This is a genomic window from Pseudomonas sp. DTU12.1 (assembly GCF_009873475.1).
Taxonomy (GTDB): domain Bacteria; phylum Pseudomonadota; class Gammaproteobacteria; order Pseudomonadales; family Pseudomonadaceae; genus Aquipseudomonas; species Aquipseudomonas proteolytica.
In genome coordinates this window covers 2,102,295-2,119,608 of record NZ_CP045254.1, presented here as the reverse complement: position 1 = coordinate 2,119,608, position 17,314 = coordinate 2,102,295, and the positions used below count along the sequence as shown (strand labels likewise).

At 61.7% G+C, this 17,314-nt stretch carries 10 protein-coding genes; 6 read left to right on the top strand and 4 right to left on the bottom strand.

Annotation, left to right across the window (positions count from 1 at the left end):
- Positions 1–162: 162 nt before the first annotated feature.
- Complete coding sequence (gene mnmC / locus GDV60_RS09495; RefSeq protein WP_159906945.1) at positions 163–2,160, top strand: bifunctional tRNA (5-methylaminomethyl-2-thiouridine)(34)-methyltransferase MnmD/FAD-dependent 5-carboxymethylaminomethyl-2-thiouridine(34) oxidoreductase MnmC; 1,998 nt, start codon at positions 163–165, stop codon at positions 2,158–2,160.
- Here mnmC and GDV60_RS09490 read toward each other — a convergent pair.
- Positions 2,152–6,990 carry an NEL-type E3 ubiquitin ligase domain-containing protein gene (locus GDV60_RS09490; protein WP_159906943.1) on the bottom strand — a complete coding sequence of 1,613 codons (4,839 nt, stop codon included), beginning with the start codon at positions 6,988–6,990 and terminating at the stop codon, positions 2,152–2,154. The two genes, mnmC and GDV60_RS09490, sit on opposite strands and share 9 nt — an antisense overlap.
- A 310-nt stretch (positions 6,991–7,300) precedes the next feature.
- Between GDV60_RS09490 and GDV60_RS09485 the strand changes: the two genes are divergently transcribed.
- The 4 genes from GDV60_RS09485 (at position 7,301) to GDV60_RS09470 (ending at position 12,459) form a co-directional block, all read left to right on the top strand.
- Positions 7,301–9,073 carry an N-acetylglutaminylglutamine amidotransferase gene (locus GDV60_RS09485; RefSeq protein WP_029298748.1) on the top strand — a complete coding sequence of 591 codons (1,773 nt, stop codon included), beginning with the start codon at positions 7,301–7,303 and terminating at the stop codon, positions 9,071–9,073.
- Between the two features lie 3 nt (positions 9,074–9,076).
- Positions 9,077–10,822, top strand: coding sequence for an N-acetylglutaminylglutamine synthetase (ngg, locus tag GDV60_RS09480; protein WP_029298751.1), 1,746 nt, complete (start codon positions 9,077–9,079; stop codon positions 10,820–10,822).
- A 165-nt stretch (positions 10,823–10,987) separates the two neighbouring features.
- Positions 10,988–12,172 (top strand): osmoprotectant NAGGN system M42 family peptidase, encoded by a 1,185-nt coding sequence (locus GDV60_RS09475; RefSeq protein ID WP_029298753.1) that lies wholly within the window; start codon positions 10,988–10,990, stop codon positions 12,170–12,172.
- Positions 12,173–12,231: 59 nt separating this feature from the next.
- Positions 12,232–12,459, top strand: coding sequence for a YheU family protein (locus tag GDV60_RS09470; RefSeq protein ID WP_003172962.1), 228 nt, complete (start codon positions 12,232–12,234; stop codon positions 12,457–12,459).
- On the opposite strand, the gene csrA is transcribed toward GDV60_RS09470, so the two are convergent.
- Together csrA and GDV60_RS09460 are read right to left on the bottom strand one after the other, a co-directional pair.
- Positions 12,456–12,650 (bottom strand): carbon storage regulator CsrA, encoded by a 195-nt coding sequence (gene csrA, locus GDV60_RS09465; protein ID WP_092235078.1) that lies wholly within the window; start codon positions 12,648–12,650, stop codon positions 12,456–12,458. The two genes, GDV60_RS09470 and csrA, sit on opposite strands and share 4 nt — an antisense overlap.
- A gap of 343 nt (positions 12,651–12,993) precedes the next feature.
- Entirely contained in the window at positions 12,994–13,809 is an 816-nt protein-coding gene (locus GDV60_RS09460) for an SDR family oxidoreductase (RefSeq protein ID WP_029298758.1), read from the bottom strand.
- A 330-nt stretch (positions 13,810–14,139) separates the two neighbouring features.
- On the opposite strand from GDV60_RS09460, the gene GDV60_RS09455 reads away from it, so the two are divergent.
- The gene (locus GDV60_RS09455) at positions 14,140–14,292 is read left to right on the top strand and encodes a DUF3309 family protein (protein WP_032863216.1); all 153 of its coding nucleotides are present in this window, start codon (positions 14,140–14,142) and stop codon (positions 14,290–14,292) included.
- A gap of 174 nt (positions 14,293–14,466) precedes the next feature.
- Here GDV60_RS09455 and GDV60_RS09450 read toward each other — a convergent pair whose 3' ends face one another.
- The gene (locus tag GDV60_RS09450; protein ID WP_029298760.1) at positions 14,467–16,554 is read right to left on the bottom strand and encodes an LTA synthase family protein; all 2,088 of its coding nucleotides are present in this window, start codon (positions 16,552–16,554) and stop codon (positions 14,467–14,469) included.
- Positions 16,555–17,314: the final 760 nt, after the last annotated feature.

Sequence of the window (17,314 nt, the reverse complement as noted above, 5' to 3'; positions counted from 1 at the left end):
GACGCAAGCCTTTGAATTTACGCAGATAGTTGATCGTTAGCGGGTGCTTTACAGAGGTTTTTTGCGTGCAACCATCAGCGGGCTACCACCACAGGCCGGCGCGGATCGGCCGGCGCTCCCGCGATCGGCTAGAATGGCCGCCTTGTCTTTGCCGAGTTGCCCATGAACCCCGTATCGCCAAATGCCCAGCTTGACTGGGACGACCAGGGACGCCCGCGCTCGCGGGTCTTCGACGACGTGTACTTCTCCGACCAGTCGGGCCTGGACGAAACCCGTTATGTGTTCCTTGAACAGAACCACCTGCAGCAGCGCTTTGCCGCACTGCCCGAGGGTGGGCGGCTGGTGATCGGCGAGACCGGCTTTGGTACCGGGTTGAATTTCCTGTGCGCCTGGCAGCTGTTTGACCACCACGCAGCGCCCGGCGCCCGCCTGCATTTTGTCAGTGTGGAAAAGTACCCCCTGAGCTACGCCGACCTGCAACGCGCCCTGGCCCTGTGGCCGGAACTCAAGCCGTGGGCCGACCAACTGCTGGCGCAATACGTGGCCATTCACCAGGGCTTCCAGCGCCTGGTGCTGGACGCAGGACGCGTGACCCTGACGCTGTTGATTGGCGATGCCCTGGAGCAACTGCCACAACTGGACGCGCAGGTCGATGCGTGGTTTCTCGACGGCTTTGCCCCGGCGAAAAACCCCGACATGTGGACCGCCGAACTGTTTGCCGAACTGGCCCGACTCGCGGCACCGGGCTCGACGATCAGTACCTTCACCAGCACCGGCTGGGTACGGCGCCTGCTCAATGGCGCCGGGTTCAAGATGAAGCGCACGCCGGGCATCGGTCACAAGTGGGAAATCCTGCGTGGCGAATTCCTCGGCTGGCCGTCGCAAACACCCGCGCCGCCAGCGATCAAGCCCTGGTTCGCCCGCCCGCCGGCGCACAGCGGTGAACGCCGGGCCCTGGTCATCGGCGGCGGCATGGCCGGTTGCACCACCGCGGCCAGCCTTGCGGCGCGGGGTTGGCAGGTCAGCCTGCTGGAGCGCCATGACGGCCTGGCGCAAGAAGCCTCAGGCAATCCTCAGGGTGTGCTGTACCTCAAGTTGTCCGCCCATGGCACCGCGCTGTCGCAGATGATTGTCAGTGGTTTTGGTCATACCCGCCGCCTGCTCCAGCATTTGCAACGCGGGCTCGACTGGGACAATTGCGGGGTCTTGCAACTGGCCTTCAACCCCAAGGAGGCCGCACGCCAGGCGCAATTGGCAGCAGCCTTCGATCCGCAGTTGGTCCATCAACTGGATCAGCAGCAGGCGCAGGCGCAGGCCGGTATCGGCCTTGAGTCGGGCGGTTTGTTCTACCCCGAGGGCGGCTGGGTCCACCCGCCCGCATTGTGCGAATGGCAGGCGCGTCAGCCGGGCATCGAGATCCTGACCCATCATGATGCCCTGGACCTGCGCAAGGTCGATGACCAATGGCAAGCCTTTGACGGCGAGCGGTTGCTGTCCAGCGCACCGGTGGTGGTGCTGGCCGGGGCGGCCGAGGTCAAGCGCTTTGCGGCGAGTGCCCAATTGCCCCTCAAACGGATCCGCGGGCAAATCACCCGCGTGCCACAGACCGGCAGCAGTCAAAGCCTGGCCACCGTGGTTTGCGCCGAAGGCTACGTGGCCCCGCCTCGCCTGGGTGAACACACGCTGGGGGCCAGCTTCGATTTCAAGAGCGACGACTTGACTGCCACCGCCGCCGACCACGCGGGCAACCTGGCACTGCTTGCGGCCATCTCGCCCGACCTGGCCGCACGCCTGCAAGCCTCCAGCCTCGCCCCGGACACCCTGCAAGGCCGTGCCGCGTTCCGCTGTACCAGCCCGGACTACCTGCCGATTGTCGGGCCGTTGGCCGACAGCCCGGCCTTCGCCGAGGCCTACGCGGCCCTGCGCAAGGATGCGCGCCAGACGCCCGACATAGCCTGCCCGTGGCTGGACGGCCTGTACGTCAACAGCGGCCATGGCTCCCGTGGGCTGATCACCGCACCGTTGAGCGCCGAGCTACTCGCCGCCTGGCTCGACAACGAGCCACTGCCCTTGCCCCGAAGCGTGGCCGAAGCCTGCCACCCGAATCGTTTTGCCCTGCGCACATTGGTGCGCAGCAATGTGACCGGGCATTCAAGCTAACGGCAAACCGCAGCCGACCAACTCTTGGTATTTCAACGCCTCCTCGGTGAGGCGTTCCAGCTCTGCTTGTTCGGCCAGCCTCTGCTCCCTGAGTACCTCATTCATCTGGTCGCGATAGGAAGCGTCATCCAGGGTCAGGCCCTGGTCGAACACCGCTTGCAGGCGCTGGTCGTAGGGCTCGTTCACCTGCTCGAAGCCACGACTGAAGGTGCGCTTGAGATAGCCGACCCAGAATGGCAGCTCCACCAGAAACTTCTGCAGCGCCGGCGACAACTCGGCTGCCCGCAACCGAGACTCGGCAGTGCGCAACGCCTGCGGCGTGACCCCGCCCAATCGGGAAAAGCGCATGTGCCGGGGTTGGCCCGGCAAGTAAAACTGATCGACCAGCCCGGTACGGTACGCAAGGCTGACCTCCAGCGGGTCCGACAGCGGATGCTCGTTGCTATGGGCGCGGGCCATGCCCTCCAGTTGCTCAAGGCGGAACAGGCCCTTGCCCAGGCGCAACAACGATTTGGCATTCATCTGCCCGCCTTCCAACAGCCTGGTTGCTTCGTTGACCTCAACCAATACTTCCAGATTGCTGAAACTCACTGCGGCGGCGTCGTCACAATTCAACGGTGTGCCGGCGCGCTCAAAAATCTCTTCGCGCAATTTCACATCGGCGGCAGCGGCATCCAGTACCCGCCATACCCGACGCGCCATATCTTCACGCACCTGCATCGAATCGGCCGTACCCCCCAGCTCGGCCAGCAGCTTGAACAGGCCGTCGGAACCGGGTTCATCATTGAGTCCCTTCCAGGCCAGCTCCTTCTCGGCCACCCCCCTGGCCCCATCCTGCGTCAACCATAGCTCCCGGGCGCGCTGCTCGTTGAGCCGGGCGATATCGTCCTCGATAAACCCCATGCCCACCCCCACGCTGTTGCGAAAATTGCTCAACAACAGTTGACTGCGCGAATCCAGCGGGTTGTGGCGCAAGTTAATCATCTCGGCCCTTTGCCGCGTCTGGGTGAAGAGCCAGCCGGGCAACTGGGCGATGTCATTGTCACGCAGGTCAACACTTTCCAGATTAGGAATGCGCAGCAGACCACTGGGCAAATCCTTGAGCCTGCAATTGCTCAGGACCAAATGGCGCAACTCAAACATCCGGCTGACCAGCGGCGGATCGATCAACGGGTTGTCGCTGAGGTTCAAGACCCTGAGCCCGCGCATATCCGCGAGCTTGGCCCGTGTGTATTCGGTGAGTTGCAAGCGGTTGCCGTTCAAGTACAAGCGTTGCAGTTCAGGCATCTGGGACAGCGCTTCGGGCAAAAGCGTCAGCTCGTTACCGGTCAGCTCCAGCGAACGTAGACCTTTGAAGTGCTTGAGAAAGTAGGCAACGTCATCGTTGAGTCCCATGCGCTTGAGCGACAGTTGCTCGATGGCGTCAAATCGGATGCTCGCCGGCAATGTCGGCAAGGGGCCAACGGCCATACCATCGAGGCTCAGGCTGGGAACCTTTTCACCGTATGCATCGGCCAGCAGCATCGCCGATTGCCAGCAGCGCTTGATCGTCTGCGCCGATTGCAGGCGGCTCCAGCGATAGTCCGCCACGGGTTTGGGTAGCTTCTCCAGCGAAGCCGTCTCGCTGCACCACAGCTTGAGCGCATGGCGCAGGGCCTCGTACTGCTGTTCAAGCGCGCGAACCGCCTTGGCCCGGGCCAGGTGATCCGGCCCCAGCCCCTGGAGGAAGGTTGCGATGCGCGCCTCATCAAACAACGGGTAGAGCTTGCGCACCTTGCGTACCAGTTCCAGCGGATGCTTGACCTGTTCCTTCTTCATCGCCTGGACGCAGGCTACCGGTTGCTCGGGCAGCGCGGCCCGTTCAGGCCAGAGGTATCGGGAAAGCTGGCTGCGTTCATCCCGCGCCTTGAATAGGACTTTATTACGCAACTGAACGTCGGCGCTGCTCCCCTCCAACTGCAACCTTGCGCGCTGTGCGGGCGCCAGGTTCTCGAGGACGGCCTGATACAAACCCTGTGGCCCGCTGAATACCTTGCGCGACACTACGCCCTGTGAGTCGAGGGTTTCAAAACCCTTGGCCGAATGAATCAACGTCCGTGTAAATACAGCGGCCTGGTTGCCCGCCTGCCCCAGCACCCGCCCCGTCGCTGACGCTTGGCGCAATTGCAGAAAAACATCTTCGGGCCAGCCCGGCAGCCCGTCGAACAACCCCATCGCCAGGCGCCACGTTGCCTCATCCGCCAGCTCCGGCAGATGCAAGCCGAGCACGGCCTGATCTTCATACAGCGTTTCCAGGGTTTCCCGCGCCCGCTGCGCCACCAGCAGCGGGATCCGCCCGGTGCGCCGCAATGCCCAGCGTTGTTCGGTCGGGATGCCAGTCATGACCTCCCACGCCAGGCGGGTCGGTAACTGTGGGTAGTGCTGCTTGAGCAGGCCATGATCACCCAGGTCGAGCCTGTCGTAATCCTCGTACAGCTTTTCGTACACCCGCCGATGATTGGGCCTGAGGGCGGCAGCCAAACGCCGCCTCAATACCGCGGGCGCCGCCTGCGCCGAATACACCCCGCCCAGCAATTGCTGGCTCTCATCGGCGTCCAGTGCCGCCAGCGTCGTGGAGATGACCTTGCCTTCGCTCAACTGCTGTTCGGTAATGTGAATACTCAGGTCTTCATAGTCGAACGGTGCCGTGTCAGGGTAGCGCTCAAGCAATACACCCTCTCGGTCCAGCACCTCGAAAAACCTTCCCTGGGGCCAGCCTTCGACCATGGGCAGCGCCAGCAACTGGGTATGCGCCGTGCTCGGGTCCGGGGATGGCTGGTGCTCCAGTTGCCAGAGCAGATCCCGGACCTTTTGATTGAGGTTGAACCGCATTGCACACTCCCGAAAGCGCTCCGGCAGCGGCAGGCTTTCCAGGGCCAGTTGTTGCAGGCGGGGCGTGGTCATGTCGGTGATGCTGGCAATATCTTTCAGATGGCCGTCGGGCAGGTCTGCGAGGCTGGGGTCCAGGCGTTTGAGCAGGTACTCGGGGTCACGCCATTCGTGCAAACGCTCAAAGGTGAACTGCCAGCCGCCCTGACGATTGTGGGTCAGGAACGGGCGATACGCCGACTCGCGCAGCGGGTGCAAGGCCCGCCAGTAACCGGTGCGCTCATCAAAGGCAATGGCGTACAGCGAGCCCTCGACCTTGACATAGGACTGCCCAAGGATCTGATAGATACCCCTGGGGCTGGCCACCGTTCCTGTAATGTCCAGCGCCTGGCGATAAGGCATCGGGCGACCGCGCCACAAGCGCGAACTGCGATCCCCTAGCTTGACGGCTTCCATCCCGTCGAAGAACCGCTGCGCATTGGCCTGCGTCTGTCGCAGTCGCCCCACTACGCTGGCACCGGCGGCGAACAATGCCATGGTGGCGAGGTTTTCTGCGACATTGACCAAATGCTTCAGCGCTTCCTGACGGTCATTGTGGCGCCAGTCCTCAACCCCCTCGAACACCTCGCCCAGCAGTTGGCCGACCGCCACGCCCATCATCAACTGGCCCAACAGCGGCACGACCAGGCCGGCCACGTTCAGTACGGTCAGGCCGACATCCATGTAGTCCTGCAAGCGCTGCTGGCGGGCTTCTTCGTCGACTTGCGCCTTGGGCACCGCCAGGACCTGCGCGTCCAGTTGCAACTTAGTCACATAGGCACTGAAAAAAAACGCCGACAAGTTACCGATGACCGGCAACGGTTCTACGGCGTAAAGGGTGCGGGTGCGGTCGAACCGCTGGAAAAAATCGAAGCGCTGCGCCTCGTCGAGGTAGCCGTTAAAAAAAAGGCGGTAGCTTTTCACCTGAAGCTTGAGGGTCAGGTAGAGCTTGAAATCCTCCAGCGACGCATACCGGTACCACGGCCTGACCGGCTCGTTGGGCATGTACACCAGAAACGGCCCGCTGGCAAAAGCGTCGTAGGTGTGATGGGAAAATATCAACACGCTCCAGATGCAAACCTCATTGATACTCACCCCATGCCAGGCCAATGGTTTGCCATCGAGCAACATCGATGTGACCTCGCTCGCGGGAAAATCCGCGCAGATCAGTTGCTGCAACAGCCGGTAAGTGGCCTCGTCGAGATCGCGCCTGGCGTAGGCAATGTGCAGATCAACCTGCATGTCCATGCACCGCGATTGACCAATCGCGGCGAGTGCCGGGTTGTAACCGCGCGTGGGGTCGACCGGCCCTTCTTCGGGCGCGGGCAGATTGAAGATCTCGCGAATATGCGCCTGGTAGGCGGCCCCCAGGTCCAGCTCACGGCAATACTGCACAAACTGCGCAGCGGTCAACGTCGGCGATGCCAGCCGTTTTGCGCCGACACGTACCACGGCGGCCTGCGGCAGGCCACCGGGTGCGGCACTGGCCGCCGCAAAGTTCTGCATGGCGGCCTGCAACAGGCTGTGCTTTTGCAGGTTCACGGTTTCTATAAGCAGGCCGCCCAGATCCGGACCGACCCCACTCAGGTTGCGTGTGGGTACCTCCAGTGTGTCGTGGTGGATATCCAGGGTGTTCAGCGCCTTGGTGGCCAAAAAGGCTGTGAGTTGCTCGGCGCAAAACGTATCCAGGGGCTTGACGCGGTTGAGCAGCCGGCGCGCGCGCTGGCGGGGTGCCTCACTTTCCGCGTGGGCCTTTTCCAGGGCTTCAAGAGCGCCGGGCGTGGCCGCCTCCAACCACGTCGGCAACGTCTCGATCAAGGTCTGCGCCTTGTCCAGGTGGCCGGTGATATCCAGCAGGGCCCGCAACCGCTCCTCTGGCGCCACAACGCGGGGGGCCTGTTTTTGCTCGGGTGTTTGTGTCATCTACCACGTCCCTTATGACGTTGAACATGGCTCCACACCCTAAGCCCATCGCGCCTGAAAACCGATTCGAATAGCAGGGCGTTCAGCCCGCTGAACCGCCCACTATTTGTATGTCATTGCCTATCTATATACCGCCCTTCAACGCCAGGCCACGGCGTGCGATACCCACTACAAAATCAGCGCAGGCCATTTGCCTTATAACGCATTGTTCTAAAACTCCCGCAACACGGATGGGGTCAGTCTCTGGGTACCCGCCGTATTGACGGGTGCGTTTTTATCCCTCCCCAACGGAAAAACCGGTAAGGAATTTATGTGCGGATTAGCTGGAGAGTTACGTTTCGATGCCCAACCTGCCGACCTGGCAGCCATTGAGCGCATCACCCATCACTTGGCCCCTCGCGGCCCCGACGCGTGGGGTTTCCATGCCCAAGGGCCGATTGCCCTGGGCCATCGGCGCCTGAAAATCATGGACCTGTCGGATGGCTCCGCCCAACCGATGGTCGATGCCCAGTTGGGCCTGTCCCTGGCCTTCAACGGCGCGATCTATAACTTCCCCGAATTGCGCAGCGAACTTGAAGCCCTGGGTTACGCGTTTTATTCCGGTGGCGATACCGAAGTGCTGCTCAAGGGCTACCACGCCTGGGGCGAAGCACTGCTGCCCAAGCTCAACGGCATGTTCGCCTTCGCGATCTGGGAGCGCGACAGCCAGCGCCTGTTCATCGCCCGTGACCGCCTGGGCGTGAAGCCCTTGTACCTGTCGCGCACCGGCCAGCGCCTGCGTTTTGCCTCGGCGTTGCCAGCGCTGCTCAAGGGCGGCGATATCAACCCGATCCTCGACCCGGTGGCGCTCAACCACTACCTGAATTTCCATGCCGTGGTGCCCGCGCCGCGCACGTTGCTCGCGGGTATCGAAAAACTGCCGCCTGCCAGCTGGATGCGTATCGATGCCAACGGCACCACCGAGCAGAAAACCTGGTGGACCCTGCCCTACGGCCCCCATGAGGATGAAAAGAACCTGACCCTGGAAGACTGGACCGACCGCGTTCTCGACAGCACCCGCGAAGCCGTGGCGATCCGTCAACGCGCCGCGGTGGATGTGGGCGTGCTGCTCTCGGGCGGGGTGGATTCGAGCATGCTCGTGGGCCTGTTGCGGGAAGTGGGCGTGCAGGACTTGTCGACCTTCTCCATTGGTTTTGAAGATGCCGGCGGCGAACGTGGCGACGAATTCCAGTATTCGGACCTGATCGCCAAACACTACGGCACCCAACATCACCAATTGCGCATCGCCGAAAGCGAGATCATCGAGCAACTGCCGGCCGCGTTCCGCGCCATGAGCGAACCGATGGTCAGCCATGACTGCATCGCCTTCTACCTGCTGTCCCGGGAAGTGGCCAAGCATTGCAAGGTAGTGCAAAGCGGCCAGGGAGCCGATGAGTTGTTTGCCGGCTATCACTGGTACCCGCAGGTGGACGGGGCCAGCGATCCTTACGCCGCCTACCGCGATGCATTTTTTGATCGCAGCTACGACGATTACGCCGCCACTGTCGCGCCGCAATGGCTGACCGCCAATGACGCCGCCGGCGACTTCGTGCGCGAACATTTCGCACAGCCGGGGGCCGATGCCGCGGTGGATAAGGCCCTGCGCCTGGACAGCACGGTGATGCTGGTGGACGACCCGGTCAAGCGCGTGGACAACATGACCATGGCCTGGGGCCTGGAAGCCCGTACGCCGTTCCTCGACTACCGCCTGGTGGAGTTGTCGGCCCGAGTGCCGGGTAAATTCAAGCTGCCGGACGGCGGCAAGCAAGTACTCAAGGAAGCGGCGCGCCGGGTCATCCCCAGTGAGGTCATCGACCGCAAGAAAGGCTACTTCCCGGTGCCCGGCCTCAAGCACTTGCAGGGCGACACCCTGAACTGGGTGCGTGACCTGCTGCTGGACCCGAGCCAGGATCGCGGCCTGTTCAACCCGGCGATGCTCGACCGCCTGCTCACCGATCCACAAGGCCAACTGACCCCGCTGCGCGGCTCCAAGCTGTGGCAATTGGCAGCGCTGAACCTGTGGCTCAGCGAACAAGGACTCTGATTGATGAAACCTCACGCCACGGCCTACAGCCAACGCCTGCTGCGCGGCCAGGCGCCTTCCTACGAGCGCTTGCAAGCGCGCCTGGCCGAAGACGGCAGCGAACCCAGCGCGCAACCCATCGCCGTGCATTGCGGCTGGGGCCGATTGTTGATTGGCCATACCTTCCCTGACCCGGCGAGCCTGGCCCTGGAGTTGCTCAACGAGCAGCCGGGGGAACGGGATATCGCCCTGTATGTAGCGGCGCCCCAGCAGATCCTCGGGATCGATCCGCAACAGTTGTTCCTTGATCCGTCCGACACCCTGCGCCTGTGGTTCACCGACTACCGCCCGGCGACCCGGGTGTTTCGTGGCTTCCGCATTCGTCGGGTACAGAGCGAAGCCGACTGGCAGGCCGTCAATCGCCTGTACCAGGGCCGCGGCATGTTGCCGGTGGATGCCAACCTGTTGACCCCGCGCCATCAAGGTGGCCCGGTGTACTGGCTGGCCGAGGACGAAGACAGCGGCGCGGTGATCGGCAGCGTCATGGGCCTCAATCATCAAAAGGCCTTCCACGATCCGGAAAGCGGCAGCAGCCTCTGGTGCCTGGCCGTAGACCCGCAATGCTCGCGGCCGGGGGTCGGTGAAGTGCTGGTGCGCCATCTGATCGAGCACTTTATGAGCCGTGGCCTGAGTTACCTGGACCTGTCGGTATTGCATGACAATCGCCAGGCGAAAAGCCTCTACGCCAAGCTCGGCTTTCGTGCCCTCACCACCTTCGCGATCAAGCGCAAGAATGGTATCAACCAACCGCTGTTCCTCGGCCCGGGGCCTCAGGCGGGGTTCAATCCCTATGCGCGGATCATTGTCGAAGAAGCCCACCGACGCGGGATCGACGTGCAGGTAGATGACGCCGATGCCGGGCTGTTTACCCTCAGCCATGGCGGGCGGCGGGTGCGCTGCCGCGAGTCGTTGAGCGACCTGACCAGTGCCATCAGCATGACCCTGTGCCAGGACAAGAGCCTGACCCACAAGACCCTGAGCGCCGCCGGTTTGAAATTGCCGTCGCAGCAACTGGCCGCCAGCGCCGACGATAACCTGGAGTTCCTCGACGAACACCAGCGCATCGTGGTCAAGCCCCTGGACGGGGAACAGGGCCAGGGCGTGGCCGTGGACTTGCAGACCATCGAAGAAGTGCAAAGCGCTATCGAGGCGGCGCGCCAGTTTGACTCGCGGGTATTGCTGGAGAGCTTCCACGAAGGCCTGGACCTGCGCATCCTGGTCATTGGTTTTGAAGTGGTGGCCGCCGCCATCCGCCGCCCGGCCCAGGTGATCGGTGACGGCAAGCACAGCGTCGGTGCGTTGATCGAAGTGCAAAGCCGCCGACGCCAGGCGGCCACCGATGGCGAAAGCCGCATCCCCATGGACGACGAAACCCTGCGCACCTTGAAAGCGGCGGGTTACGGCTACGACAGCATTTTGCCTTCCGGCGAAGTGCTGGCCGTGCGGCGCACCGCCAACCTGCACACCGGCGGTTGCCTGGAAGATGTCACGGCGATCCTGCACCCGACCCTGGCGGACGCTGCCGTGCGTGCCGCGCGCGCCCTCGACATTCCCATGGTGGGCCTGGACCTGATGGTGCCGGCCGCCGACCAGCCGGAATATGTATTTATCGAAGCCAATGAACGCGCCGGCTTGGCCAATCATGAACCGCAACCGACTGCGGAGAAATTCGTGGATCTGTTGTTTCCCCATAGTCAGTCCACGGCTTGAGATAGGCGTTGACTGGTCGGCCCTCATCGCGGGCAAGCCCGCTCCCACAGTGGTACGCGATCAACTGTAGGAGCGGGCTTGCCCGCGATGAGGCCAGCCCAGGCACCCAATACCCTCAGCCCCCTCATCGAAACCATCGATGCCCTCAACTCATCAGGAGTTTCCATGACCCGAACCATCCCCGAACCGGATCTCAACTACCTGCAGAAAGTGCTGCTGGAAATGCTCGCCATCCCCAGCCCCACCGGCTTTACCGACACCATCGTGCGTTACGTCGCCGAGCGTCTCGAAGAACTGGGCATCCCCTTTGAAATGACCCGTCGCGGGACCATCCGCGCCACCCTCAAGGGCCAGCAAAACAGCCCGGACCGCGCGGTTTCCGCGCACCTGGACACCATCGGCGCTGCCGTGCGGGCGATCAAGGACAATGGCCGCCTGACCCTGGCCCCCGTGGGCTGCTGGTCCAGCCGCTTTGCCGAAGGCAGCCGCGTGAGCCTGTTCACCGACAATGGCGTGATCCGCGGCAGCGTCCTGCCGCTGATGGCTTCCGGGCACGCGTTCAATACCGCCGTGGATGAAATGCCGATCAGTTGGGACCATATCGAACTGCGCCTGGATGCCTACTGCACCACCCGTGCCGATTGCGACTCCCTGGGGATCAGTGTCGGTGACTTCGTGGCCTTCGACCCGCTGCCGGAGTTCACCGAGAGCGGCCATATCAGCGCCCGCCACCTGGATGACAAAGCCGGGGTCGCCGCCTTGCTGGCGGCGCTCAAGGCGATCGTCGACAGCGGTGAACCGTTGCTGATCGACTGCCACCCGCTGTTCACCATCACCGAAGAAACCGGCAGCGGCGCGGCGGCGGCATTACCCTGGGATGTCAGTGAATTCGTCGGCATCGACATTGCACCGGTCGCCCCCGGCCAGCACTCCAGCGAGCATGCCGTGAGCGTCGCGATGCAGGATTCCGGCGGGCCCTACGACTATCATTTGTCCCGTCACCTGCTGCGCCTGGCCGCCGACCATGAATTGCCGGTACGCCGCGATCTGTTTCGCTATTACTTCAGCGATGCCCACTCGGCCGTGACGGCCGGGCACGATATCCGCACGGCGCTGCTGGCCTTTGGCTGCGATGCGACCCACGGTTACGAGCGGACCCATATCGACAGCCTGGCGGCATTGAGTCGCCTGCTTGGCGCCTACATCCTCAGCCCGCCGGTATTTGCCAGCGATGCCCAGCCCGCCCAGGGTTCCCTGGACCGCTTCAGCCATCAACTGGAGCACGAGACGCAAATGGAGAGCGACACCCGCGTGCCGTCGGTGGATAGCCTGGTCGGGCAGAAATCCTGAAGCTGGCAACAATGATCCCGGCACAGTAGGATCGCCGGGATCAACCATTTGAGGCTTGTATGCTGATTCCCCACGATGCACTTGAAGTCGACACCCTGACCCGCCTCATTGAAGACTTCGTCACCCGCGACGGCACCGATAACGGCGACGACACGCCCCTGGAAACCCGCGTACTGCGTGTACGCCAGGCGTTGACCAAGGGCCAGGCGCTGATCGTTTTCGATCCGGAAAGTGAACAGTGCCAACTGATGCTCAAGCACGACGTGCCCAAGCATCTGTTCGACTAAGGGTTGGCCACGGGCACCGGCTGTCCCTGCAGGTTGCGGATCTTTTCGTAGACCTCCGCCCGATGCACATTGACCCCTGCCGGCGCTTCCACGCCGAGTTTCACCTGGAAGTTGTTGACCTCCAGGATCCGCAGGGTGATGTGATCGCCGATGGAAATGATTTCGCCTACGGTGCGGCTAAGTACCAGCATGGCGTTTGTCCTTTGAAAGTTACCGGACATCGACCATGCGCCCTCCCCCATGCCCCATCAATGCCTTGCCAGCTAAACAGACCTCCCCTACAAGCCTTGGTTAACTTTACTGACAGACAAATATAAAAAACGCCGCAAAAGAGCAAAAAACCAAACGCACCGTTTACTCTGTGGCGAGGGGGCTTGTCCCCCGCTGGGCTGCGCAGCAGCCCCAACCCAATAAGCCTCACCGAGTTTTATCTGACACACCGGGGTGGCATATTTTGGGGCTGCTGCGCAGCCCAGCGGGGGACAAGCCCCCTCGCCACAATCAGCGATTGAGCCAGACTTGCCAGTGCGCCCGTTAACTTTTGACCGATTGGGCCTTGGCGCGCATTTTTTCCGACATGCTGGTCATTTCGTCATACAGCAACTGCGGGTTTTTCTGCTTCAAGGCCCAGGCCATCCGCCCTTGTTCATGGGGCAGGATCATGAACTCACCGGCCGCCACGCGCTGGTAGATGTAATCGGCGATGTCCGCCGCCGTGATCGGCGAGCTTTCCAGCAGCTTGCCGACCTGGGCCTTCATCGCCGGGGTGGGGCCGCGGAACGAGTCGAGCAGGTTGGTCTGGAAGAACGACGGGCAAACCACGTGTACCCCGACTTCCTGCTGCTTGAGTTCCACCAACAGGCTTTCCGAAAGCGCCACCACACCAGCCTTGGCCACGTTGTAGTTGCTCATGGCCGGGCCTTGCATCAGCGCCGCCATCGAGGCGATGTTGATGATCCGGCCCTTGCTTTTTTCCAGCAGCGGCAGGAAGGCCTTGCAGCCCTTGACCACGCCCATCAGGTTGATTGCGATCTGCCAGTCCCAATCCTCCAGGGACAATTCACTGAAGAACCCACCGGAGGCGACCCCGGCGTTGTTGACGATCACATCGATACCGCCCAGCTTGACTTCGCAGGCCTGGGCAAAGGCAGTGAGCTGGCTGTAGTCACGCACGTCACAGCGCTGGATAAAGCCATCGCCACCGGCCTGGCGCACCAGCGCGAGGGTTTCCTGCAAACCCGGCTCACTGACATCCGACAAGGCCAGTTGCCAACCTTCGCGAGCCCAGCGCAGAGCGATTTCGCGACCCAGGCCGGATCCGGCGCCAGTGATCATCATGCGATTTTGCATAGGAAGTAGCCTTGTGGTTCAGGGAAGAAGTACGCGCCAGTGTAGCGAAGGTTATTCACCGCCCCATGCACCATCAAGTTGCTGAATGCCGCGGGCAAACCAAGGGCCCGGTCGGATGCCAGGGCCTGAGGTTAGTTCAATCTTTTTAAACTAAGTGCGAAGCCGCACTACAATTAAAAAGGAAATAAGCCAGTGGCCAAATCGCTTTAAAAAAACAGGGAATTTTCTGCAAAGTGCAGGAGTCGGATTGGTTAAGGCAGCCGTTTTAGATGTGCGGCTCTGACAATTAACAATCAGGTCTTTTCAGAAGACGAATAAGGAAAACAACCTATGAGCCTCATTCTTATCATTGTTCTGATCCTCCTGCTGGTCGGCGGCCTGCCGGTGTTCCCGCACTCGCGCAACTGGGGTTATGGGCCATCGGGTATTCTCGGTACGGTGCTGGTGGTGCTGTTGATTCTGTTGTTGCTGGGCAAGATATAACGGCGTTGATTGCATAACTGTAGGAGCGAGCTTGCTCGCGAAGAACTCAGCCGCACTGCGGTTATCCAGAACAAACGTGTTGCCTGGGCATTTTTCGCGAGCAAGCTCGCTCCTACAAAAAAAAGATGCAAAAAAAGAGGCCTTGAAGAAGGCCTCTTTTTTATTGCCTGGCGATTAGTCCGGCTTGCCGTCTACCACGCCTGCGGTGTTATCCAGCAGGCTCTTGGTAGCGGTCTGCAGGAACGACTCAAGTTTCTGCTTGAGTTGTGCCTCATCCGCCGACTCAGGGATTACCTTGCCGGTAGGGTTGGCGCCCAGTTCGTATTGCCACAGTTTCGGTGGCATCTCCTTGGGCAATACCAACACACGGTCAGCCGTGAGCAAGGCCACGGTCTGATCGCTGCCCGATGGCTTGATCACGCCAAAGCCCTTGTCGCCTTCCGGCAGGTTGAGCAGGTCACGGCCCCAGCACTGGTGACGGGTTTCGCCGCCCAGGCGGCCCATGATGGTCGGCACGATGTCGATCTGCGTACCCACGGTGTGGTCGCGCACGCCGAACTTGTCCTGCATGCCCGGGGCAATCAGCAGCAGTGGCACGTTGAAGCGGCCCAGGTCCATTTCGGTGATCTGTTGCTCGTTACCAAAACCATGGTCGCCGACGATCACAAACAGGGTGTCCTTGAAGTACGGCTCTTTGCGGGCCTTCTCGAAGAACTGGCCCAGGGCCCAGTCGGAGTAGCGCATGGCCGTCAAATGTTCGTTGAGGCGGCCACGATCAGTCACCGGCTCGACCGGCAACGGCGTCGGCAAGGCGTACGGCGTATGGTTGGACAGGGTTTGCAGCAGTGCGTAGAACGGCTTGCCGCCCTCGCGCGCCTTCAACTCTTGCAGGCCACGGTCGAACATGTCCTGGTCGGACACGCCCCAGGTCGGATCGGAGAACACCGGGTCGACGAAGTCATTGCGGCCAATGAAGTTAGTCATGCCCTGGTTGCTGAAGAAGCCCGACTGGTTATCCCAGGCGAAGTCGCCGTTGTAGACATACACATCGTCGAAATCACGGGCACTGAGCAATTGCGGCAAGCCCGACAACTTGTGGCTACCTTCCGGGGTCTGCATCAGGTATTCGAAGCCTGGCAGGTTCGGGAAGCACGCCATGGTGGCGAACATGCCCTGGTGGGTGTGGGTGCCGTTGGAGAAGAAACGGTCGAACAGCAGGCCTTCCTTGGTCAACTCATCGAAGTACGGCGTGATCTTGCCGTTGCTGCCCAACGCGCCCACCGAGTGACCGGCGAAGCTTTCCATCAGGATCACCACGACGTTCTTGATCGGCAGGGTCTTCTCGGCCGGTGGCGTGAAGTCACGGCGCACGGCGGCGGTGTCGGTATCCACCAGTTTTTCGTCAGGCAACACCAGCATGTCACGCACGGTCTGGGTGGCCAGCGGTTGCTCCAGGGTGGCTTTCCAGACGTTCTCGCGATGCTCGGAGAAACGCGCCTTGGCCGCACCGATCAGTGACAGCGTACCGTTGAGGCCCAGGTGGTTGGCGAAGTTGGAGTCGGTGGTGTAAACGTCACCCCAACGCAGCGGCGGGCCCTGGCGCAGGGTGCCACGCGCGGCGACCACGGCAATCAGCAAGCACACCACGAACACGGCGATGCGGCTGTACCACGGGGCAACCTGGCGGGTGCCGACGGTGCCACCGCTGAACGGGCCACGGGGCCGCGTTGCACGATCAGCGCCTTTGAAGGCGATGCTCAGGATAAACGTACCCACGGCCCAGCCCAGCAGGTAGCGCACCACCGGGAAGCCGTACCAGAGCATGCTCATCACGGTTTTCGGATCTTCCTTGACGTACTGGAAGACCAGGCCGTTGAGGCGCTGGTGGAACTCGCGGTAGAAGTCCATCTCCATCAGGCCAAGGAACAGCGCGATGCTGGAAACCACGGTCAGCCACAACCGGAAGAACCCGCGGGCGGCCATGGCGCGCACGCTGAACAGCGCCAGGATCAGCGGGATGCTCAGGTACACCACCAGGCGCAAGTCCAGGCGCAGGCCGTTGACGAACGCTTCAAGGAAGGTCGAGGCCGGGGTGTCGAGCATCATGTCGCTGTTGTAGACCAACAGCCCGAGGCGCAGCAGGGAGAGCATCACCATCATGACCAGCGCGCAAAGCAGCGTGTAGGCCAGGTGGGATTTGACGGTGGGTTGCAGCAGGCGATTAGAAGCTCGCTGCTGATTCAGGGCGTCCGGGTTTGCCATGTTGTTTGAGGACCCATTGGAAGTTTAAGTGGCGAAATAATGCAGCGGCGTCCTGCCCCGGCCAGTAAAGGCACAGGGTCCAGGGTATTACGCGGTGGGCAGATGGTGCCCGATCAACGTCGGCAACGCTATTGATTACTCATCGCGCAGGGTTCCTGGCGGCACAGAGGGACCGTGGCAGGAAAATAAAGCGGGGGAATTGTCTTGGATGAAGTGTGAAAATTTTGTGCAGCGAATATCCAGACACACAAATCTAGATGCGGGGTACAAAAATGTGGGGGTGGGTTTGTTCGCGTGTCAGCCAATTAATCGGGTACTGATGGGGCATTAGGATCTGCACAAGTTGCTCTTTTGGGGGTGTGTACATATCCGTTGCTGTGGTCACGGCCACTTAGGGTTCCGCCCTGACGGCGGGTCACTTTCGAAGAGCGCGAAAGTAACCAAAGCGCTCTTGCCCCACCACTCGGCACCTCGCCTAGGCTCGGTGTGCCCGTAATCCGACATTGATTTGGGGGGCCGCCGCGATGGGCCATCCATGGCCCAGCGCGGCTAAACCGGCGTCCTGCCGGTTTACCCCCCAAATCAATATCGGATTGCGGCCAGCGTGGTTTAACGGGGCGCCTAAGATCAAAATCACAAGCAGAGCGAGGCGGCCTGACAGCCGACCTGATCGGTGAGGCTTACGCGTATACCTGTGGGAGCTGGCTTGCCTGCGATAGCGGTCGATCAGTCAATATATTTATCGGCTGATACACCGCTA

Coding starts and splice junctions, on each gene's coding strand:
- mnmC (WP_159906945.1), top strand. CDS start 163: ATGAACCCCGTATCGCCAAATGCCCAGCTTGACTGGGACGACCAGGGA.
- GDV60_RS09490 (WP_159906943.1), bottom strand. CDS start 6,990: ATGACACAAACACCCGAGCAAAAACAGGCCCCCCGCGTTGTGGCGCCA.
- GDV60_RS09485 (WP_029298748.1), top strand. CDS start 7,301: ATGTGCGGATTAGCTGGAGAGTTACGTTTCGATGCCCAACCTGCCGAC.
- ngg (WP_029298751.1), top strand. CDS start 9,077: ATGAAACCTCACGCCACGGCCTACAGCCAACGCCTGCTGCGCGGCCAG.
- GDV60_RS09475 (WP_029298753.1), top strand. CDS start 10,988: ATGACCCGAACCATCCCCGAACCGGATCTCAACTACCTGCAGAAAGTG.
- GDV60_RS09470 (WP_003172962.1), top strand. CDS start 12,232: ATGCTGATTCCCCACGATGCACTTGAAGTCGACACCCTGACCCGCCTC.
- csrA (WP_092235078.1), bottom strand. CDS start 12,650: ATGCTGGTACTTAGCCGCACCGTAGGCGAAATCATTTCCATCGGCGAT.
- GDV60_RS09460 (WP_029298758.1), bottom strand. CDS start 13,809: ATGCAAAATCGCATGATGATCACTGGCGCCGGATCCGGCCTGGGTCGC.
- GDV60_RS09455 (WP_032863216.1), top strand. CDS start 14,140: ATGAGCCTCATTCTTATCATTGTTCTGATCCTCCTGCTGGTCGGCGGC.
- GDV60_RS09450 (WP_029298760.1), bottom strand. CDS start 16,554: ATGGCAAACCCGGACGCCCTGAATCAGCAGCGAGCTTCTAATCGCCTG.